Source organism: Microbacterium maritypicum (assembly GCF_041529975.1).
Taxonomy (GTDB): domain Bacteria; phylum Actinomycetota; class Actinomycetes; order Actinomycetales; family Microbacteriaceae; genus Microbacterium.
Window position 1 is genome coordinate 473,301 of record NZ_CP168030.1, and the last position, 19,860, is coordinate 493,160.

At 69.4% G+C, this 19,860-nt stretch carries 20 protein-coding genes; 13 read left to right on the top strand and 7 right to left on the bottom strand.

All coding sequences use genetic code 11. The features are described from left to right. Positions 1 to 51 precede the first annotated feature (51 nt). On the bottom strand, positions 52 to 1,713 hold the full coding sequence (locus ACCO44_RS02290) for a glycoside hydrolase family 13 protein (protein WP_372468138.1): 1,662 nt from the start codon (positions 1,711 to 1,713) through the stop codon (positions 52 to 54). Between the two features lie 117 nt (positions 1,714 to 1,830). On the opposite strand from ACCO44_RS02290, the gene ACCO44_RS02295 reads away from it, so the two are divergent. Then, positions 1,831 to 2,259 (top strand): DUF1761 domain-containing protein, encoded by a 429-nt coding sequence (locus ACCO44_RS02295; protein ID WP_029263063.1) that lies wholly within the window; start codon positions 1,831 to 1,833, stop codon positions 2,257 to 2,259. 46 nt (positions 2,260 to 2,305) lie between these two features. Here the strand turns inward: ACCO44_RS02295 and ACCO44_RS02300 are convergent, their stop codons facing one another. Continuing rightward, positions 2,306 to 3,202 carry an SDR family oxidoreductase gene (locus ACCO44_RS02300; protein WP_262002855.1) on the bottom strand — a complete coding sequence of 299 codons (897 nt, stop codon included), beginning with the start codon at positions 3,200 to 3,202 and terminating at the stop codon, positions 2,306 to 2,308. 325 nt (positions 3,203 to 3,527) lie between these two features. Here ACCO44_RS02300 and ACCO44_RS02305 point away from each other — a divergent pair, with 325 nt between their 5' ends. Beyond that, a complete protein-coding gene (locus tag ACCO44_RS02305) occupies positions 3,528 to 4,775 on the top strand; it encodes a hypothetical protein (RefSeq protein ID WP_372469439.1) in 1,248 nt (415 codons plus the stop codon). Positions 4,776 to 4,839: 64 nt separating this feature from the next. On the opposite strand, the gene purQ is transcribed toward ACCO44_RS02305, so the two are convergent. The 3 genes from purQ to ACCO44_RS02320 form a co-directional block, all read right to left on the bottom strand. Further along, on the bottom strand, positions 4,840 to 5,547 hold the full coding sequence (gene purQ / locus ACCO44_RS02310; RefSeq protein WP_105710725.1) for a phosphoribosylformylglycinamidine synthase subunit PurQ: 708 nt from the start codon (positions 5,545 to 5,547) through the stop codon (positions 4,840 to 4,842). Further along, complete coding sequence (gene purS / locus ACCO44_RS02315; protein WP_372468141.1) at positions 5,544 to 5,792, bottom strand: phosphoribosylformylglycinamidine synthase subunit PurS; 249 nt, start codon at positions 5,790 to 5,792, stop codon at positions 5,544 to 5,546. The genes purQ and purS overlap by 4 nt, the downstream gene beginning before the upstream one ends. A 193-nt stretch (positions 5,793 to 5,985) precedes the next feature. Beyond that, positions 5,986 to 6,519, bottom strand: coding sequence for an adenine phosphoribosyltransferase (locus ACCO44_RS02320; RefSeq protein WP_029263067.1), 534 nt, complete (start codon positions 6,517 to 6,519; stop codon positions 5,986 to 5,988). 258 nt (positions 6,520 to 6,777) lie between these two features. On the opposite strand from ACCO44_RS02320, the gene ACCO44_RS02325 reads away from it, so the two are divergent. The 8 genes from ACCO44_RS02325 (at position 6,778) to ACCO44_RS02360 (ending at position 16,100) form a co-directional block, all read left to right on the top strand. Continuing rightward, on the top strand, positions 6,778 to 8,088 hold the full coding sequence (locus ACCO44_RS02325; RefSeq protein WP_372468143.1) for an ABC transporter substrate-binding protein: 1,311 nt from the start codon (positions 6,778 to 6,780) through the stop codon (positions 8,086 to 8,088). A gap of 120 nt (positions 8,089 to 8,208) precedes the next feature. Then, on the top strand, positions 8,209 to 9,300 hold the full coding sequence (locus ACCO44_RS02330; RefSeq protein ID WP_167632839.1) for a carbohydrate ABC transporter permease: 1,092 nt from the start codon (positions 8,209 to 8,211) through the stop codon (positions 9,298 to 9,300). Continuing rightward, positions 9,297 to 10,184, top strand: coding sequence for a carbohydrate ABC transporter permease (locus ACCO44_RS02335; protein ID WP_091032633.1), 888 nt, complete (start codon positions 9,297 to 9,299; stop codon positions 10,182 to 10,184). The genes ACCO44_RS02330 and ACCO44_RS02335 overlap by 4 nt, the downstream gene beginning before the upstream one ends. A gap of 5 nt (positions 10,185 to 10,189) precedes the next feature. Continuing rightward, positions 10,190 to 11,620: a glycoside hydrolase family 1 protein gene (locus ACCO44_RS02340; protein WP_372468145.1), complete on the top strand. Its 1,431-nt coding sequence runs from the start codon at positions 10,190 to 10,192 to the stop codon at positions 11,618 to 11,620. A 115-nt stretch (positions 11,621 to 11,735) separates the two neighbouring features. Then, a complete protein-coding gene (locus tag ACCO44_RS02345) occupies positions 11,736 to 12,731 on the top strand; it encodes a LacI family DNA-binding transcriptional regulator (RefSeq protein WP_029263072.1) in 996 nt (331 codons plus the stop codon). Between the two features lie 292 nt (positions 12,732 to 13,023). Then, positions 13,024 to 13,695, top strand: a complete 672-nt coding sequence (locus ACCO44_RS02350; protein ID WP_372468147.1) for a TetR/AcrR family transcriptional regulator — start codon at positions 13,024 to 13,026, stop codon at positions 13,693 to 13,695. A 4-nt stretch (positions 13,696 to 13,699) separates the two neighbouring features. Continuing rightward, a complete protein-coding gene (locus tag ACCO44_RS02355) occupies positions 13,700 to 14,467 on the top strand; it encodes a LamB/YcsF family protein (protein ID WP_105710729.1) in 768 nt (255 codons plus the stop codon). 22 nt (positions 14,468 to 14,489) lie between these two features. Beyond that, positions 14,490 to 16,100, top strand: coding sequence for a carboxyltransferase domain-containing protein (locus ACCO44_RS02360; protein WP_372468150.1), 1,611 nt, complete (start codon positions 14,490 to 14,492; stop codon positions 16,098 to 16,100). 116 nt (positions 16,101 to 16,216) lie between these two features. On the opposite strand, the gene ACCO44_RS02365 is transcribed toward ACCO44_RS02360, so the two are convergent. Further along, a complete protein-coding gene (locus ACCO44_RS02365) occupies positions 16,217 to 17,545 on the bottom strand; it encodes a uracil-xanthine permease family protein (RefSeq protein ID WP_105710731.1) in 1,329 nt (442 codons plus the stop codon). A 111-nt stretch (positions 17,546 to 17,656) separates the two neighbouring features. Between ACCO44_RS02365 and ACCO44_RS02370 the strand changes: the two genes are divergently transcribed. Next, positions 17,657 to 17,920, top strand: a complete 264-nt coding sequence (locus tag ACCO44_RS02370) for a type II toxin-antitoxin system VapB family antitoxin (protein WP_105710732.1) — start codon at positions 17,657 to 17,659, stop codon at positions 17,918 to 17,920. Further along, positions 17,917 to 18,312 (top strand): type II toxin-antitoxin system VapC family toxin, encoded by a 396-nt coding sequence (locus tag ACCO44_RS02375; RefSeq protein ID WP_372468151.1) that lies wholly within the window; start codon positions 17,917 to 17,919, stop codon positions 18,310 to 18,312. The genes ACCO44_RS02370 and ACCO44_RS02375 overlap by 4 nt, the downstream gene beginning before the upstream one ends. Before the next feature lie 4 nt (positions 18,313 to 18,316). Here the strand turns inward: ACCO44_RS02375 and ACCO44_RS02380 are convergent, their stop codons facing one another. Beyond that, a complete protein-coding gene (locus ACCO44_RS02380) occupies positions 18,317 to 19,195 on the bottom strand; it encodes a phosphoribosylaminoimidazolesuccinocarboxamide synthase (RefSeq protein WP_262002836.1) in 879 nt (292 codons plus the stop codon). 98 nt (positions 19,196 to 19,293) lie between these two features. On the opposite strand from ACCO44_RS02380, the gene ACCO44_RS02385 reads away from it, so the two are divergent. After that, positions 19,294 to 19,842 carry a GNAT family N-acetyltransferase gene (locus ACCO44_RS02385; protein WP_372468152.1) on the top strand — a complete coding sequence of 183 codons (549 nt, stop codon included), beginning with the start codon at positions 19,294 to 19,296 and terminating at the stop codon, positions 19,840 to 19,842. Positions 19,843 to 19,860: the final 18 nt, after the last annotated feature.

Here is a 19,860-nt window from a genome sequence, read left to right on the forward strand (position 1 = left end):
CACGACGTGGCGAGCGACGGGATCCGCGACCGGAACGGGGTGTGGGGCGGGTCAGACCGTGGTGTACCAGACGGCGGTGTCGACCGGGATCGACGAGCCGTCGAACGGCTGGCTCTTCAGCATCACGCTCGCGTCGGCCGGCAGCTCGATCGGTGCGGTGCCGAGGTTCGCGACCACGTGCACGTCGCCGCGGCGGAAGGCCACCGTGTCAGCGCCGGCATCCTCCCAGACCAGGGAACCTGCGCCGAAGCCGTGCTCGCGACGAGACGCGAGCAGACGCTTGTACAGGGCGAGCGTCGAGCCGGGGTCGACCTCTTCGACGTCGCGGGCGTACGTCGCCCACTCGGTCGGCTGCGGGAGCCACGACAGTCCGGTCTCGTTGAAGCCGAAGGCCGGAGACTCCGCCTCCCAGGGCAGCGGCACGCGGCATCCGTCGCGTCCGTAGCGCTTGCCCTCGGTGCGGAACCAGGTCGGGTCCTGACGGAACTCGTCGGGGATCTCCATCGCCTCGGGGAGCCCGAGCTCTTCGCCCTGGTACAGGTAGGCCGAGCCGGGGAGCGCGAGCATGAGGGTGGTCGCCGCGCGGGCGCGGGCCAGGCCGATCGCGGTGTCGGGCTTGTTCGGGGTGTTCGGTCCGATGCCCTCACCCTGGGGGTTGTCGGCCGTGAGCGCGAGGCGCGACGCGTGCCGCACGACGTCGTGGTTCGAGAGCACCCAGGTGCTGGGCGCTCCGACGCCGCCGAACTCGTCGAGCGACTCGCGGATGACATCCCCCAACGACTTCGCATCCCACGGCGTCATCAGGTACGGGAAGTTGAAGGTCTGGTGCATCTCGTCCGGACGCACCCAGAGCGCGGTCTGCTTGAGCGTCGGCATCCAGGCCTCGCCGCACAGCGCACGGTCGCCGTCGTACTCGGCGAGCACCTTGTGCCAGTCGCGGTAGATCTCGTGGACGCCGTCCTGGCCCCAGTACGGCACGTTCGATTCGCCGCCGCCCATGGAGTCGGCGTCGGTCGGCGGGGTGTAGTCCGGAAGGCCCTCGGTCTTGATCATGCCGTGGGCGACGTCGACCCGGAAGCCGTCGACACCGCGGTCGAGCCAGAAGCGCAGGATGGAGCGGAACTCCTCCTGCACCTCTTCGTTGTTCCAGTCGAAGTCGGGCTGCGTGGCGTCGAAGATGTGCAGGTACCACTGGCCGGGGGTGCCGTCGGCCTCGGTCACGCGCTGCCACATGCCGCCGCCGAACACCGACTCCCAGTTGTTCGGCGGGAGCTCGCCGTTCTCGCCCTTGCCGTCGCGGAAGATGTACCGCGCGCGCTCCGGGCTGCCCGGCGCCGCCTTGAGTGCTTCCTGGAACCACACGTGCTGGTCGGACGAGTGGTTCGGGACCAGGTCGACGATCACGCGGATGCCGCGGTCATGGGCCTGGGTGAGCATCTCGTCGAAGTCGGCGAGCGTGCCGAACAGGGGGTCGACGTCGCGGTAGTCCGCCACGTCGTAGCCGGCGTCGCGCTGCGGGCTGGTCATGAAGGGGCTGAGCCAGATCGCGTCGACGCCGAGTTCCTGCAGCGAGTCGAGGCGGCTGGTGATGCCCGGGAGGTCGCCGATGCCGTCGCCGGAGGCGTCCGCGAAGGATCGGGGATAGATCTGGTAGATGACGGCGCTGCGCCACCACTCGGAACCGGGGGCTGCGATCTGCTCAAGCTGTGCCATGCGAACAGGCTACTGCAAACGCTTACAGTCGTGCCAGAGCGGGTATCGAATCGGTTCGAAGACCTTGTCGGCGCGGGCGAGGAGTAGCCTGACGGCATCCGATGAGTGGAGGCTGTCATGGTTCCCGAGATCAACTACTGGGCGGTGCTGCTGGCCACCGCGTCGAGCATGATCGTCGGCTCGATCTGGTACGCCCCGAAGGTGTTCGGCACCCGCTGGTCGAAGCTGGCGAACGTCGACATGGACCGTCCGGCGGCCACGGCGATGTGGCCCATCATCACCACGGTCATCGTCAGCTTCATCACGGCATGGGTGCTCGCCGGGGCATCCGCCATCGCCTGGCATTTCTACGGCGGCGCGTTCTTCTGGGGCACCATCGTCACGGCGGTCACGCTGTGGGCGGGCTTCACCGCCGCACGTTTCATCACCCACGATGCGTTCGAGGGTCGCTCGACGAGGCTGACCACGCTGAACATCGCGCACGAGCTGGTCACGGTCGTGGTGATGGCCGTGATCATCGGCGTCTGGCCGCCGGCACTCGGCTAGGTCGTGCGGGGGCGTCGGCGGGGAGCCCGTCGACGACCCCGCGCGGTCACGGCGTCGGCATGCCGCCGTTGACGTTCAGCGTCTCGCCGGCGACATAGCTCGACTCCGCCGACGCCAGGAACACGTATGCCGGGGCGAGCTCGGCGGGCTGTCCCATCCGGCCGAGCGGGGTGTCCTCGCCGAAGCTGTCCAGCTTCTCCTGCGGCTGACCGTCGCTCGGCTGCAGCGGTGTCCAGATCGGGCCGGGCGCCACCGCGTTCACACGGATGCCCTTCGGGGCGAGCTGCTCGGCAAGCCCCTTCGTGAACGCGTTGATGGTCGCCTTGGTCGAGGCGTAGTCGACGAGGATGCCGGACGGCGAGTACGCCTGGATCGACGTGGTGTTGATGATCGTCGAACCGGCGGGGAGGTGCGGCAGCGCCGCCTTCGTGATCCAGAACATCGCGTACACGTTGGTCTTGAACGTGTCGTCGAACTGCTCGTCCGTGATGTCGATCAGCGACTCCTGGTAGACCTGCTTCCCGCCATTGTTGACGAGGATGTCGAGCCCGCCCAGGGCGGCCACCGCATCGGCGACGAGTGTCCGGCAGTACTCGGGGTCGCGGAGGTCGCCCGGCAGAGCGGCGACCTTCACGCCGGCCTCGCGGAGGATCCCGGCGATGCGGCTCGCATCCTCCTCCTCTTCGGGCAGGTACGAGATCGCGACGTCGGCACCCTCTCGGGCGAACGCGATCGCTGTGGCCGCGCCGATACCGGAGTCGCCGCCGGTGATCAGCGCCTTGCGGCCGGTGAGCCGTCCGGTGCCGCGGTAGCTCTCCTCGCCGAGGTCGGCCTTCGGGGCCAGGTCGGCGTCGAGGCCGGGCTCCGGCATGTGCTGCTTCTCGGGTTCGATGTCCGCGTAGAGCTCGGCAGGGTTGGTGAAGGTGTACTGGTCGCGGGGCATGATGCGTCCTTTCGACAGCGGCTGATCGTCTCCGCCCCCCCGTGCTCTGCGTGTGAGACGCGGGCACGGGTCCCGGCGGCGAGTGGTCTCCCAGCGTGCGGCCGACCTCCCCCTCGGGGCAAAAGCCTTGCGCACCTCGGCCCCGGTTGCTATGCGGACGCCGTCGCGAGGCATCTCCGCCGGACGGAGAACTAGACCTTCGCCACTTCTGCGGGGATGTTCGATGTGCGAATGTTCCTATCGTGGCCGTCCGGCCGCCCACGGACCGCGAGCGGACCGTGTTCCTGCCAGAGGGGTTCCGATGCCCGGTTCGTCGCGTCGAAGGATGCCGTCGGTGGTCACCGCCGCGCTCGTCGCCGCGGTTCTCGCGGCCGCCGTGCCCGCCGTCTCGGGGGCCTTCGCCGCTGCCGACGGCTCCACGTCGGGGGACGGCGCGCCCGACCCTTCGCGCTCGGTCGCCCTGGCCTACGAGTTCCTCGACGCGCGCGTGGATCAGTTCTGCGACGGCGCAGGCCGGTGCCTGCCGCGCAGCTATGAGGGCGGATTCTTCACCACGCCGAGCTGGGACTTCACGCCGTCGTTCGTCTACGACGACGCCTTGGTGATCATGGCGTACACCGCCCGCGGTCTGCCGGACGACATCCGACGAGCGCGGACGATCGGCGACGCCCTCCTCTTCGTGCAGGAGAACGACCCGATCGGTGATGGGCGCACCCGCGCATCGTACGAGCCGCACGGCATCCGGCAGGGGCGAGTGGAGATCACCGGTCCAGGAAGCTTCACCGGCAACCAGGCCTGGGTCGGGATGGCGTTCACGCGGCTCGCGCACACGACCGGAGATCCGCGGTACCTCGACGGGGCGCTGCGCGTCGGTCAATGGATCCACGACAACACGGCCGACATGGCCCGGGCACCGCACGGCTACACCGGCGGGCAGCTCGAGGACGGCACGTCACTGACCTGGAAGTCGACGGAGCACAACAGCGACGTGGCCGGGTTCTTCACCCAGCTGGCGCAGCTCACCGGCGATGCGGTGTGGGCGGATCGGGCGGCCGTCGCCGCGGGTTTCGTCGCGGCGATGCAGAGCGCCGACGGCCACGTGAACACCGGCACCGGCCTCGACGGCTCGACGATCAACACCCGGCCGATCCCTCTCGACGCGCAGACGTGGAGTGCGCTCGCCACCGGCGACCCGCGTTACGGGTCAGCACTGGATTGGACCCTGGAGAACCTGATCGCCACCGACGGCCCCTACACCGGGCCCTCGATCAGCGAGGTCGACGTGTCGAAGGCCTGGTTCGAGGGCAGCGGACACCTGGCACTGGCCCTCCGGTTGCGCGACGGTGCCGGCGACGCCGAGACGGCGGAGACGCTGCTGGACAGCATCCGTCTGGCCCAACGCGATGCCCCGAACGGCGACGGCAAGGGGATCGTCGCGACGTCGAACGACGGTCTCGATTCGGGCTTCGGCGACCTCTACTACGCGAGCCTGCACACCGGCGCGACGGCGTGGTATCTGCTCGCGTCGGCGGAGGACAACCCGTTCGTGCTACCGGTCGACCCGGCCTCTTGAGGACGAGCCGCCCCCGTGCGTGCAGACGCAAGGGGCTGGTTCGAACCGAAGGGGGTGGGTCGGGTTATGCGGCGACGCGGGCGACGGCGGCGATGGCGCTGGTGAAGAAGTCGAGTCCGTCGACGCCGCTGCGCATGGCGGCTGCGGTGTCGGGGCCGAAGCCGGCTTCGGTGGCGTGCTCGGGGTGCGGCATGAGGCCGACCACGTTGCCCGCTTCGTTCGTGACACCGGCGATGTCGCGGAGCGACCCGTTCGGGTTCACGCCGGCGTAGCGGAACGCCACGAGACCCTCACCCTCGATGCGGTCGAGGGTCTGCTCGTCGGCGATGTAGCCGCCGTCGGCGTTCTTCAGCGGGATCACGATCTCCTGGCCGTTGCGGAACGCGTTCGTCCAGGCGGTGTCGGAGTTCTCGACCGTGAGGCGCTGGTCGCGGCGCACGAAGTGCTGGTGGTTGTTGCGGATCAGTCCGCCGGGCAGCAGGTGCGCCTCGACGAGCATCTGGAAGCCGTTGCAGATGCCGAGCACGGGCATGCCCTTGGCGGCGGCATCCTTCACCTCGGACATGATCGGCGAGAGCGCGGCGATCGCGCCGGCGCGCAGGTAGTCGCCGTAGCTGAAGCCGCCCGGGAGGACGAGTGCGTCGACGCCCTCGAGGTCGTGCGAGCCGTGCCACAGAGCGACGGGCTCGGCGCCGGCGATGCGGACGGCGCGCTGCGCGTCGCGGTCGTCGAGCGAGCCGGGGAAGGTGATGACCCCGATGCGGATGGTCACTCCGCGACCTCGATGCCGACGACGTCTTCGATCACGGAGTTGGAGAGCACGTCGTCGGCGATCCGACGGGCCTCGGCGAGGACCTCGTCGGTGACCTCGCCCTCGACGGTGAGCTCGAAGCGCTTGCCGATGCGGACGTCGGTGAAGCCCTCGACGCCGAGACGGGCGAAGGCGCCGGAGACGGCCTTGCCCTGCGGGTCGAGCAGTTCGGGCTTGGGCATGACGTCGACGACGATGGTGGGCATGACGGCTCCAAGAGTCGCGGGCGGACGGGCGCACCCAGTCTACCGTCCCCGCCCGTCGACTCTCCTCCGCCGAGTGCACGGCTTGCTGCCGAGTGCGCGGCTTGTTCGCGTGAGGAGGCCGTGCGCTCGGCGAGAAGCCGTGCACTCGGCGATGGGGCGGAGTGGGGGGGAGTGGGTGGAGCGGGGGAGCTGCCTACGCGGAGTGGAAGACGGTGTGCAGGTCACCGACGGCCTCGCGACCGCCGAGGCCGTCGATCTCGAACAGCACCGAGATGCCGACGACGTGGCTGCCGAGGCGCTCGACGAGTTCGCGTCCGGCGGCGAGCGTGCCACCCGTGGCGAGCACATCGTCGATGAGCAGCACCCGGGAGCCGGCGGGCAGGTCGTCGTGCATCTCGATCGTGGCGGTGCCGTACTCGAGGGCGTAGTCGACGGATGCCGCGGGGCGGGGCAGCTTGCCCGCCTTGCGGATCGGGATGAGGCCGACGCCCGCGGCGATCGCGGCGGCGCTGGCGAGGATGAAGCCGCGCGCCTCGATGCCGGCGATCACGTCGAACTGGCCGGCGAAGGGCTCGATGATCGCCTCGGTCGTGACCCGCAGCGCCTCGGCGTCGGCGAGGAGCGGCGTGATGTCGCGGAAAATGATACCCGGCTGCGGATAGTCCGGCACGTTGCGGATCAGGGTTTCGGCGCGGACGAGGGCAGGAGACAGGGCGGCTTCGGGCACCGGACAAGGGTACGCCGCTCGACCTGATCTGGACGATTCGCCGACCGGGCGACGATCAGCCGAGGTTTCCGCGGCATCCCTCCGGTGGATCGTCACCCCCTCGGCCGATCGTCACCAACCTCGGACGATCGTCGCAACCGGCACGGCTTGACACCGTGGGAGCGCTCCCATAGAGTGACTGCTCAGTTCGTGGGAGCGCTCCCACGACGTCCCGAAAGCAGCAAGACCGCACGACCCCCCACCACAAAGGAGTGAACCGTGAACACACGTGCCCGCCACCGGATCCTCGCGATTGCCGCCCTGGCATCCGTCTCCGCCCTCGCCCTCGCCGGTTGCGCCGGCAATGCCGACGGCGCCCCCGAAGGCAGTGCCGACGAGGATGTCACGCTGACCGTCACCACGTTCGGCACCTTCGGCTACGACGACCTCTACAAGGAGTACGAGAAGGCGCACCCGAACGTCAAGATCGAGGCGACCAACATCGACACCGGCGGCAACGCCCGCACCGATGCCTTCACCAAGATCGCCGCCGGCTCCGGCCTCAGCGACGTCGTCGCGATCGAAGAGGGCTGGCTCGGCGCCATCATGGACGTCTCCGACACCTTCGTCGACCTGCGCGACTACGGCATCGAAGACCGCAAGGCCGACTGGGTCGACTGGAAGTACGGCCAGGCGACGGATGCCGAAGGCCGCGTCATCGGCTACGGCACCGACATCGGCCCGAGCGGCATCTGCTACAACGGTGCCGCATTCGAAGCCGCCGGCCTGCCGAGCGACCGCGAGTCCGTCGCCGAGTTGCTCAACGGCGACTGGGAGAACTACTTCAAGGTCGGTGCCGACTACACGGCCAAGACCGGCAAGGCCTGGTACGACCACTCCGGCTTCGTCTGGAACGCCATGGTCAACCAGCTCGATGAGGGCTACTACACGACCGACGGCAAGCTGAACGTCGAGGACAACGCCGAGCTCAAGGAGCGCTTCGAGCTGCTGGGTGCGGCGACCGAGGGCGGCCAGTCCGCTGCGCAGACGGCCTGGGACTGGAACGGCGGCAAGTCGTTCGTCGACGGAACCTTCGCGACCTTCGTGTGCCCGGGCTGGATGCTCGGCGTCGTGCAGGGTCAGGTCGAGGCCGGCGGCGGCGACGCCTCCACCGGCTGGGACTTCGCCGACGTGTTCCCCGGCGGCGCAGCCAACTGGGGCGGCGCCTTCCTGTCGATCCCGGAGTCCTCGCAGCACAAGGAGGCGGCCGCTGAGCTCGCCGACTGGCTGACGCAGCCGGAGCAGCAGGTGAAGCAGTCCGCCGCCGCGGGCAACTTCCCCTCGACGATCAAGGCGCAGGAGACCCTGGCCGCCGACGCGACGCCGAACGAGTTCTTCAACGACGCTCCGACCGGGGCGATCCTCGCCGAGCGTGCCAAGGGTGTCGTCGCCCAGTTCAAGGGTGCCGATGACTCGGTGATCCAGGAGAACGTCTTCGGCCCGGCTCTCAGCAGCCTCGACCGCGGCGAGACCGACACGCAGGGTTCCTGGGACCAGGCGATCAAGCTCCTGAACGAGCTCGTCGACTGACCCATCCTTCCGATTCGACAGGCTCAGCGGCCCGCGCCGGGTCGCTGAGCCTGTCGGAGCACCGCCCGGTCGGACCGTTCGACGGGCTCAGAGCCCCGGTTCGTGGACAAGGAAACGCACATGACTCTCACCGCCCCGCCTGCGGAGCAGCAGCGCACGGCATCCGGTTCGGCACCGGCCGCGCCGCCGAAGCGCCCCTGGCGCCACCGCGTCTCGCGGTTCGACCAGAACGCCTCCCCGTACTTCTACATCTCGCCGTTCTTCCTGCTGTTCGGGCTGGTCGGCCTGTTCCCGCTGCTCTACACCGTGTGGGTGGCCGTGCACGAGTGGGACCTGCTCAAGGGCGAGGGCGACTTCGTCGGCGTGGGCAACTTCGTCGAGATCCTCGGCGACGCCATGTTCTGGAACTCGATCGGCAACACCCTGAGCATCTTCCTGCTCTCCGCGATCCCGCAACTGGCGGTCGCGCTCGTGATCGCCTACCTCCTCGACCGGGGGCTCCGCGCCCCGACCTTCTGGCGGATGAGCGTGCTGATCCCGTTCGTCGTCACCCCTGTCGCGGTCGCCATCATCTTCTCGAGCATCTTCAACGAGGCCGACGGCCTGGCCAACAACCTGCTCAACCTCATCGGCATCGCCGACCAGGAATGGAAGCACAACACCGCCCTGTCGCACATCGCGATCGCCGTGATGGTGAACTTCCGCTGGACCGGGTACAACGCCCTGATCCTCCTCGCCGCCATGCAGGCGGTGCCGCGCGACCTGTACGAGTCGGCCGCCCTCGACGGCGCAGGGGCCGCCCGCCGCTTCTTCTCGATCACGATCCCCACGATCCGTCCGACCCTGATCTTCGTGATCATCACCGCGACGATCGGCGGGCTGCAGATCTTCGCCGAGCCCCGCCTGTTCGACGTCTCGACGGCCGGCGGCATCGGCGGCAGTGACCGGCAGTTCCAGACCACGGTGCTCTTCCTCTGGGAGCTGGCGTTCTTCCGCCGCGACCTCGGCGAGGCCTCCGCCGTCGCCATCCTGCTGTTCCTGCTGATCGTCGGCATCGGAGTGATCAACTTCCTCATCTCCCGGCGCATCTCCACCGGCGACGGCCCGAAGAACCGCGCCGAGCGCCGGCGCACACGCACAGCTGCCGCGGCCGCCGCCACGGCTGCCGCGTCCACGACGATCGCCACCACCACCGAGGAGAACGCGCGATGACCGCCACCCAGGCGCTGAGCGTCCCCGAGAAGATCCGCCGGCGTCGTGCCGTCGGGGGCAACGCCGGCATCGGCAGCCGCCCCGGATTCCTGACCTACGGGCTCCTCGCCGCGTTCATCATCGGCAGCGTCTACCCGCTGTGGTGGTCGGTGGTGGTGGCCAGCGGCACGAACGCCACCCGCGGCGAGACCCTCCCGCTGATCCCCGGCGGCAACTTCCTGGCCAACGCGGCCAAGGTCTTCGATGCCATCCCGTTCTGGCTCGCGCTGGGCAACTCGTTCCTGATCTCGGGCATCATCACGATCTCGGTCGTCACGTTCTCCACCCTCGCCGGCTACGCCTTCGCGAAGCTGAAGTTCAAGGGCCGCGACGGAATGATGATCTTCGTGATCGCGACCATGGCGATCCCGACGCAGCTGGGCATCATCCCGCTGTTCATGCTCATGCGGGAGCTCGGGTGGACCGGCTCGATCGGCGCCGTCATCGTGCCGACCCTCGTCACCGCGTTCGGGGTGTTCTTCATGCGGCAGTACCTCGTCGACGTCATCCCGGACGAGCTGATCGAAGCCGCCCGCATGGACGGCGCGAACCAGTTCCGCACGTTCCTGACCGTCGGGCTCCCCGCGGCCCGACCGGCCATGGCCATCCTCGGACTCTTCACCTTCATGACGGCGTGGACCGACTACCTGTGGCCGCTGATCGTGCTCTCCCCGCAGAACCCGACCCTGCAGACGGCGCTCAGCCAGCTGCAGTCGGGCTACTACATCGACTACTCGATCGTGCTCGCCGGTGCGGTGCTCGCGACCCTTCCGCTGCTCGTGCTCTTCGTGGTCGCGGGTCGGCAGCTGGTCAGTGGCATCATGGCGGGCGCGGTGAAAGGATGACCCCTATGACCCGCTCCTTCCCCGAGAACTTCCTCTTCGGCGCTGCGACCGCGGCGTACCAGATCGAAGGGGCGGCGTTCGAGGATGGACGCACGGCATCGATCTGGGACGCGTTCGCCCGCGTGCCCGGCGCCGTGATCGGCGGCGACAACGGCGACGTGGCCTGCGACCACTATCACCGGTACCGCGACGACGTCGCGCTGATGACCGAGCTCGGGCTGCAGACGTACCGCTTCTCGACGTCGTGGTCACGGGTGCGGCCGGACGGCGGTGCCGTGAACCCGGCGGGCGTCGACTTCTACGAGCGCCTGGTCGATGAGCTGCTCGCCGCCGACATCCTGCCCTGGCTGACGCTGTACCACTGGGACATGCCGCAGGCGCTGCAGGATGCCGGTGGCTGGACGAACCGCGACACGGTCGACCGGTTCCTCGAGTACGCCGGCACCATGCACGACGCGCTCGGCGATCGGGTGAACGTGTGGACGACGCTCAACGAGCCCTGGTGCTCGTCCTTCCTCTCTTACACCGGAGGGGAGCACGCTCCGGGGCACACCAGCGTCGCCGAGGGGCTGATCGCCTCGCATCACCTGCTGCTCGCGCACGGCAAGACCGTGCAGGAGCTGCGCGGACGCGACGCCTCGCTCAACCTCGGCATCACCCTGAACCACACGGTCGCCGACCCCGCCGACCCGCAGAACTCCGCCGACGTCGACGCCGCCCGCCGCGTGGACGGGCAGTTCAACCGCTGGTTCCTCGACCCGATCTACCGCGGCAGCTACCCCGCCGACATCGTCGAGGACATCCGCGCGGTGGATGCCGACGCCGTCGCGCAGTTCGAGGCCGCGGTCCACGACGGCGACCTCGACACCATCTCCCAGCCCATCGATACACAGGGCGTGAACTACTACCACGGCGACTTCCTGTCGGGCACGGCTCCCGCCGAGGCGCCGGTCTCCGGAGGTCCCGCCACCGAGCGGCCCGGCCGCAGCCCCTACCCGTCGAGCGACGGCATCCATTCGGTCGAGCGCGGTCTGCCGCGCACGGCGCAGAACTGGGAGGTGCAGCCCGAGGGCCTCACCCGGGTGTTGCAGCGGGTCTGGAGTGAATACGCCGAGCCCGCGGGCACCGTGCTCTACATGACCGAGAACGGCGCCGCCTACGACGACGTCGTGGTGGTCGAAGACGGCGAGACGCGCGTGCACGATGCCGACCGCACGGAGTTCCTGCGCCTGCATCTCGGTGCGGTGCTCGATGCCGCGGAGTCGGGTGTCGACGTGCGGGGCTACTTCTACTGGTCGATGTTCGACAACTACGAATGGGCCTGGGGTTACGACAAGCGCTTCGGCATCGTGCGCGTCGATTACGACACCCAGGAGCGGAGCCTCAAGGACTCCGGTCGGGAGTACGCGCGCATCATCGCGGCCCGCTCGCTCTAGCCGCAGGGCGTTCGAATCGGGTTAATGGTCCCATCCGGGGCCCGGATGGGACCGTGTGCGCGATTCGAAGCGTGAACGTCGGTGAGAATAGGGCGATGGAAGAGTGCGTACGTTGATGTCGCCACGAGCGACCATCGAAGAGGTGGCCGCGGCAGCCGGTGTCTCCCGGTCGACCGTGTCGCGGGTCGTGAACGGGTCGACGGCGGTGAGCCCGGAGGCGCTGGCCGCGGTGCGCGCCGCGATCGACGAGCTGAACTACGTGCCCAACCGCGCTGCCCGCTCTCTCGCCTCGAGGCAGACGCACGCGATCGCGCTGATCGTGCCCGAAGACACGAACCGATTCTTCGGCGACCCGTTCTTCGCCGCGATCGTCGCCGGCATCACCGGGGCCCTCGGCGGATCCGACTACCTGCTCAATCTTCTGATCGCGAGTGACGACCCGGGCGACAAGATGACCGGCTTCGTGCGCAACGGCGGCGTCGACGGCGCACTGATCGTCTCGCATCACACCAGCGACGCGTTCATCGACCGGGTCGCGGATGCCGTGCCTGTCGTCTACGGCGGTCGGCCCGTGCGTCGGCTCGAGGGCGACTACGTCGTCGACGTCGACAACGTCGCCGGTGCCCGCACCGCGACCCGTCGACTGATCGACATCGGACGCACGCGGATCGCGACGATCTCGGGCCCGCTGACCATGGTCTCCTCCGGCGACCGCATCCAGGGTTTCCGGGCCGCCCTCGCCGAGGCCGGGCTGACGCCGTTCGCCGAGGAGCAGGGCGACTACAGCGAGGCCAGCGGAGCCGATGCCGCACGGCGCATCCTCGAAACAGGTCGACCGGACGCGATCTTCGTCGCCAGCGACCTGATGGCGCGTGGCGCGCTGACGGTGCTGCGCGCCGCCGGTGTGCGCGTCCCCGAGGACATCGCCCTGGTCGGGTTCGACGACTCGTCCGTCGCGATCACGACCGATCCGCAGCTCACGACGATGCGTCAGCCGATGTACGCGCAGGGCGAGACCATGGCCCGCGTGCTGCTGTCCCGTCTCGCCGGGCAGGATCCGCCGCAGACGACGATCCTGCCGACCGAGCTCGTGGTCCGCGCCTCGGCCTGAGGTCGGTCTTCGGTCATCCGGCGAGACACGGGCGCGCCCCTGACGCCCCCTCCTGGCCAGGGACGCACCCGTGCGTTTGTGTTGCACGACGTCGTGATCGGCGGCGAATCGCCCCCCCGAAGGATGGATGCCGCGGCGTGGCGCCTCGGATCTCCGAAGTCGTGCTCGGCTGAGCGAGCCAGCCGAAGATCGAATCCATTCATAGGTTGAACGGACATTCAGTGATTAATCTATACGGCAGGGGGAGCATTCGGGAAAATCAGGCCGGCTGAACTCAGGAGGTGGATGCCGCGTGGCACGCTCCGACGAGCAGAACCGGCTGGCCCGAGAACGCGCCAGGGAGGCCATCCTGGAGGCCGCCATCGAGGTCTTCAGCGAACGAGGTGTCGCGGGCGCGAGCATCGCCGCGATCACGACGCGGGCGGGGGTCGCCCAGGGCCTCGTGAACTACCACTTCGGCGGCAAGGAGCAGCTCGTCGCCGCCGTCATCGACCGATGGTTCGAGACGGTGCTCGGCTTCGCCCGCGTGGAGGGCACCCCGGACGAGATGCTCGCCGCCGTGATCGACGGCGCCCTCACGGCCACCGCCTACGCGATCCCTCTGCAGCGAGCGGTGCTGGCGATGCAGCAGCAGCCGGCCACGCATCGACTGTTCGCTGAGTCCGAGGCTCGGCACGAAGTGCGCGCAACCGCGGCGGAGGATGCCGTGCGACAGCTGTTCCGCGCGCGCGGCGCCGAGGATCCCGCACTCGAAGAGGTCATGCTCCGCAGCACCCTCGAGGGTGTCTTCGTGAAGTTCGCCGTGTTCGGCGACACCTACCCGCTCGAGGAGGCCCGGCGCTGGGTGCACCGCCGCTACGGGCTGCCCGAGCCGACGACGCCCATCGCTCCGCCGGTTCCGCTTCGCGACGGCGAACCGCGCCCGCGTGCGACGGCGGCTCTGCGGGCGGAACCGCAGGGGTGATCGCATGACGTCGATCGACCTGAACTCGGACCTCGGCGAGAACGTCGCCGACCGGATCGTCAGCGATGACGCGAGCATGCTCCGCCTCGTCACGAGCGCGAACGTGTCGTGCGGGTTCCATGCCGGTAGCCCGGAGGGCATCCGACAGACGCTCGCCGCCGCCGTGGAGGGCGGCGTCGTGATCGGGGCGCATCCCGGCTATCGCGACTACGAGAACTTCGGTCGCACCCGCCTCGACCTCGACTCGGCCACGCTCCAGGCGCACGTCGAGTACCAGCTCGGAGCTCTCATGGGGCTCGCCGCCGCGGTGGGCGGGACGGTCTCCTACGTCAAGCCGCATGGCGCGCTCTACAACGCCATCGCCCGCGACGAGAGGCAGTCGAAGGATGTGGTGGCGGCGATCCGCGCGATCGACCCGAGCCTGGTGCTGCTGGGACTCTCCGGGGGTGTCGTGCTCGACGTCGCCGAGCGGGCCGGGCTCGCCGTCGCCGCCGAGGCCTTCGCCGATCGGGCCTATCAGCCTGACGGGCAGCTCGTGTCGCGCACCGAGGCGGGTGCCGTGCTGCACGACCCGGCCGCGGTGGCGGAGCGGATGGTTCGCCTCGCCGCCGACGGTGTGATCCGGGCGATCGACGGCACGGACGTGCCCGTGGTGGCGCATTCGATCTGCGTGCACGGCGACAGCCCCGGCTCAGTGGCGATGGCCACCGAGACCAAGCGGATGCTGCAGGACGCGGGCATCACGATCGCACCGTTCGCGGGCTCCCGATGAGGCGACCGGCGCAGGTCGGCTGATGCGCATCCTCACGGCATCCGATCGCGCTCTGCTCGTCGAGGCGGCCGACCTCGACGAGGCGATGCGCCTGAACCTCGCGTGGGAAGGGCTGCCCGGCGTCGTCGAGCGCGTCCCCGGAGCTCGCACGGTGCTCGTGCGGTTCGACCCGCTGCGCGTTTCGGCCACCGAGCTCGCGCACACGCTGGCGGCGACCGAGGTCGACGCCACGCGCCCGCCCAGCACCGGGGAGGTCACGATCCCCGTGCAGTACGACGGTGAAGACCTCGACGAAGCGGCATCCGCGCTCGGCGTCTCGGTGGAGGAGCTCGTGAACCGGCATCTCGCCGCGGACTGGCGAGTCGCGTTCTCGGGGTTCGCTCCCGGATTCGGATACGTGGTGAGCAGTGATCCGCTCTTCGACGTGCCGCGCCACTCGTCTCCGCGCACCCGTGTGCCCGCCGGATCGGTCGCACTCGCCGGAGCGTTCACCGGCGTCTATCCACGAGAGAGCCCCGGTGGCTGGCAGCTGATCGGCCGCACGGATGCCGTGATGTGGGACATCGACCGCGATCCGCCGGCCCTGCTGGCCCCGGGAACCCTGGTGCGGTTCGAACGGGTGCGGGACGCGGCTCGGCTGGGCGCGGCTCACGTGGGCCGAAACGGGGACGGTCCGGCCCGCGCCCGGCGCGTCGCGGAGCAACACGCCGCAGCGGATGCGGATGGTCCGGGTTTCGGCACGGCATCCGCGGTCGAGGTCGTCCGGCCTTCGCTGCAGTTGCTGGTGCAGGATGCCGGGCGCCCCGGGTTCGCGGCGCTCGGAGTCTCGGCATCCGGAGCCGCCGACCGGCGCGCGATGCGGGATGCGAACCGTGCCGTGGGGAACGCGGAGGTGGCCGCGGTGCTCGAGAGCGTCGGGGGAGCGGTGCTCCGGTTCCACGGGGCGGGTGTCGCGGCGGTCACGGGGGCGATCGGCGCGCTCACCCTGACCGGAGGTGATGGCGTCGTCCGCGCGGTCCGCCACGGCGAGCCCTTCGCCACGTTCGACGGCGACGAGCTCACCCTCGGGTATCCGGACCGCGGTCTGCGCTACGTCATCGGGGTCCGCGGCGGAGTCGATGCGGCGCCCGCGCTGGGCAGCCGTGCGACCGACACCCTCGCAGGACTCGGCCCGGAGCCGCTCTCGGCCGGAGTCGTGCTCCCGATCGGTGATGCCGCGTCGCACCCCGTCGAGCCTGGTGCCGTGCCGCGCGACCTCCCGGCCTCCGGTGACCTCGTCGAGCTCGAGATCACGCTCGGGCCTCGTGACGACTGGTTCACGGCGGAGGCACTCCAGGTGCTCACGACCCAGGAGTGGACGGTCACGCCGCGCTCCGACCGCGTCGGCATCCGTCTTCGGGGCGAGGTGGCGCTGGAGCGTTCCGTCGGCGGCGAGCTGCCCAGCGAGGGAGCGGTCACCGGCGCGATCCAGGTGCCGCCCGACGGGCAGCCGGTGCTCTTCCTCCCCGACCACCCGCTCACCGGCGGGTACCCGATCATCGGCGCCCTCACCGACCGCAGTCTCGACCTCGCGGGTCAACTGCCGCCGGGCGCGCGCCTTCGATTCGCCGTGCAGGTGCGCTCGGCCGGCTGAGTGCCGCCGCCGATCGGTTCACAACTCAGGAAGAACCGAGTGAATCCGACGAGAACCGCCCTCACGGGTGAGTCTCGGCGGGTTTCTCCTGAGCTGCGAACGCGATGCGCGTCCCGCTAGGCGGGGTCGCCGCCGAGCGGACCGACCGCCTCGAGCGGCTTCGGGTCGTCGGCGCCGGTCTTGCGCAGACGGGCGATCAGGTTGCCCAGGTGGTAGATGAGGATCGCCGCGACCGTGGCGATGACGATGCCGCCGAGTTCGAAGCCGGATCCCTCGTCCTTGATCATGAACCCGCCGACGGCCATGATCAGGGCGACGGCTGCCGTGTACTGGTTGACCGGGCGCGAGAAGTCGACGCGGTTGTCGACCCAGATCTTGATGCCGATGACGCCGATGAGGCCGTACAGCGCCGTGGTCACGCCGCCGAGCACGCCGGCGGGCACCGAGTTGATGACCTCGCCGAACTTGGGCGAGAGGCTGAGCAGGATCGCGGCGATGCCGGCGACCCAGTAGGCGGCCGTGGAGTACACGCGGGTGGAGGCCATCACGCCGATGTTCTCGCCGTAGGTCGTGGTGCCCGAACCGCCGAAGAAGCCGGCGAGGGTGGTCGAGACGCCGTCGGCGATCAGCGCCTTGCCGGTCTGCTGGTTCACGCTCGCGTCGCCCGTCATGGTCGCGACGCCGCGCACGTGTCCGACGTTCTCGGCGATCAGCACGAGCACGACCGGGAGGAACATGGCGAGGGCGGTGAGGGTGCCGGGCTCGGTGAAGTTCGGGAAGGTGAAGGTGGGGAGGCCGACCCAGTCGGCCTTCTCCACGGCCGAGAAGTCGAGCTCGCCGCGGAACGCCGCGAAGATGTAGCCCGCGATGACGCCGAGGAAGATCGAGATGCGGCCGAGGAATCCGCGGAACACGACGGCGAAGAGGATCGTGATGGCGAGCGTGAACGTCGCGGTCACGGGTGCTGCAGCGTAATTGTTGTGAGCGGCGCCGGCGAGGTTGAATCCGATGAGGGCGACGATCGTCCCCGCGAGCACCGGCGGCAGGAAGCGGTCGACCCACTTGACGCCGACCGTGTGCACCACGACGCCGATGATCGCGAGCAGCACGCCGACGGCGACGATGCCGGCCAGGGCGGTGCCCATGTTCGCGGAGGCGGTGGCCGCCGTGACCGGCGCGATGAACGCGAACGACGAGCCCAGGTAGCTGGGCAGCTTGTTGCGCGTGACCAGCAGGAACAGGATCGTGCCGACGCCGCTGAACAGCAGGGTCGTCGCGACCGGGAAGCCGGTGATGATCGGCACGAGGAACGTCGCGCCGAACATCGCGACGACGTGCTGGAGTCCGATCGCGATCGTCGCAGGCCAGTTCAGGCGCTCGTCGGGACGGACGACGGCGCCGGGCTCGACCGTGCGGCCGTTTCCGTGCAGCTTCCACAGGGCCATGCGGGCTCCTCAAGGTTCGGGGGATGGCTGGAGTGCCGGAGCAACACTATCGATTCCTGAGTTTTCCCTGAGCGCTTCTACCATGGTAGACGCAGAGGTAGAATGGTAGACATGAGCCTCAATATCAAGAATGAGACCACGCATGAGCTCGTGCGTCGGCTCGCGGCGTTGACCGGTCAGAGTCAGACGAGTGCCGTCGAGGATGCGGTGCGGCGCCGTCTCGCCGAGTTGGAGCAGCAGCAATCGGCCGACGAAGAGGAGCGTCGTCGCCGCATCCGTGCGGTGATCCGCCGGGCGCAGCAGCTTCCCTCCACCGGGCGCACGACCGAGGAGATCATGGATGAGCTTTACGACGAGACGGGGATGCCGCGATGATCGTCGACTCCTCGGCGTTGGTCGCGGTGCTGATGGCTGAGCCGGAAGCCGAAGAGATGAGCGACCTGTTGGAGTCGCGGCCCTTCGCCTTGTCCGCGGCCGCGCTCACGGAGTGCACGATCGTCCTCCGCAGCAGGGGCGGCGAAGCGAAGGCGCTTGCGCTCGACGAGCTTCTGGAGGTGACGCGATCGGAGGTCGTTCCCGTCGATGAGGTGCAGGCGCGCCTGGCGAGCAGGGCATACGCCCGCTACGGCCGAGGGTCAGGGAGCCGCGCTCGCCTCAACTACGGCGACTGCTTCTCCTATGCGCTCGCGATCACCCGCGACGAGCCGCTGCTCTTCAAGGGAGACGACTTCGTCCACACAGACGTGCGACTCGTCGAACCGGTCTGACGGGTCAGGCGCCGAGGCGGTCGATCAGCTCGCGGTAGCGGTCGGCGGTGCGCTCGACGACATCGGCGGGAAGCGCCGGCGGCTCGCCCTGCTTGTCCCAGTTCGCGGCCATCCAGTCGCGCACGATCTGCTTGTCGAAGCTCGCCATGCGTGCGCTCGGGGTGCTGCCGGTGCGCCAGGCCTCGGCGTCCCAATAGCGCGAGGAGTCGCTCGTGAGCACCTCGTCGGCCAGGCGCAGGGTGCCGTCGGCATCCGTCCCGAACTCGAACTTGGTGTCGGCGAGGATCAGGCCCTTCGCCTCGGCGATCTCGGCGGCACGGGCGTAGATCGCGAGCGAGGTGTCGCGCAGCTCGGCCGCGCGCTCCGTCCCGACCAGTTCGACGGTGCGCTCGAACGTGATGTTCTCGTCGTGCTCGCCCATCGGCGCCTTGTAGGCCGGGGTGAACAGGGGCTCCGGCAGCCGGTCGCCGTTCTGCAGGCCGGCGGGCAGCGGGATGCCGCACACGGTGCCGCTCTCCTGGTACTCGGCCCAGCCGGAACCGGTGATGTAGCCGCGCACGACGCACTCGATCGGCAGCATCTCCAGCGACTGCGCGAGCATGGCGCGGTCGGCGACTTCCTCGGGTAGCTCGCCCTCGGCGATGTGGTTGGGGAAGTCGGAGAGCTGAGCGAACCACCAGCGGCTCAGTCGCGTCAGCAGAGCGCCCTTGTCGGTGATGCCGGGGGAGAGCACGAAGTCGAAGGCGCTCACGCGGTCGGAGGCCACGACGAGGATGCGCGTGTCTGCCGGATCCTCGGAGGCGTAGAGGTCGCGGACCTTGCCCGAGTAGATGTGCCGCCAGCCGGGGATGCTCTGTGCCGTGCCTTCTGAAGGAGTGCTCACCCGCCCATTATCCCGGTTCCGTCGGGGCCCACCCGCCGAGAAGCCGCGGACCGTGGGTCGCGTCGACGGGTGTCGGAACGGTTGTCTAGCGTGGAGGGGTGGCTGACGACATCTTCACCGACCGGCTCCATCTGTCGCGGGCGGTGGCCGCCGACCTCGACGCGATCTTCGCGATTCAGAACGATCCGCGGGTCTGGGCGCACTATCCGAGTCTTCGGCACACCGACCCCGCGACGACTCTCCACATGATGGAGCGCTGGTCTCGCAGCTGGGAGCAGGCGGGACTCGGATCGTGGGTCGCGCGGCTCCGGGAGACGGGCGAGATCATCGGCAACGGCGGGTGCACGCTGCTACGCGAGGAGGTGTGGAACGTCGGCTATCGGATCGCGGCCGATCATCACGGAAACGGGTATGCGACCGAGCTGGCGCGTGCGGGCATCGAGCAGGCGCGGATCATCGCCCCCGATCGCCCGGTGATCGCCTTCCTCGTGGAGCACAACCGCGTGTCGGCGCACGTCGCGGAGAAGCTGGGCCTGGAGCTCGTGCACCGCGCACCGGATGTCGGCAACCCCGATCCCGCGGTGATGCGGCTCGTGTACGCGGATCGACCGCTCACCCCGGCGCAGCTCGCGGCCGCACTCGGCTGATCCGCCCCGGTCACCGGT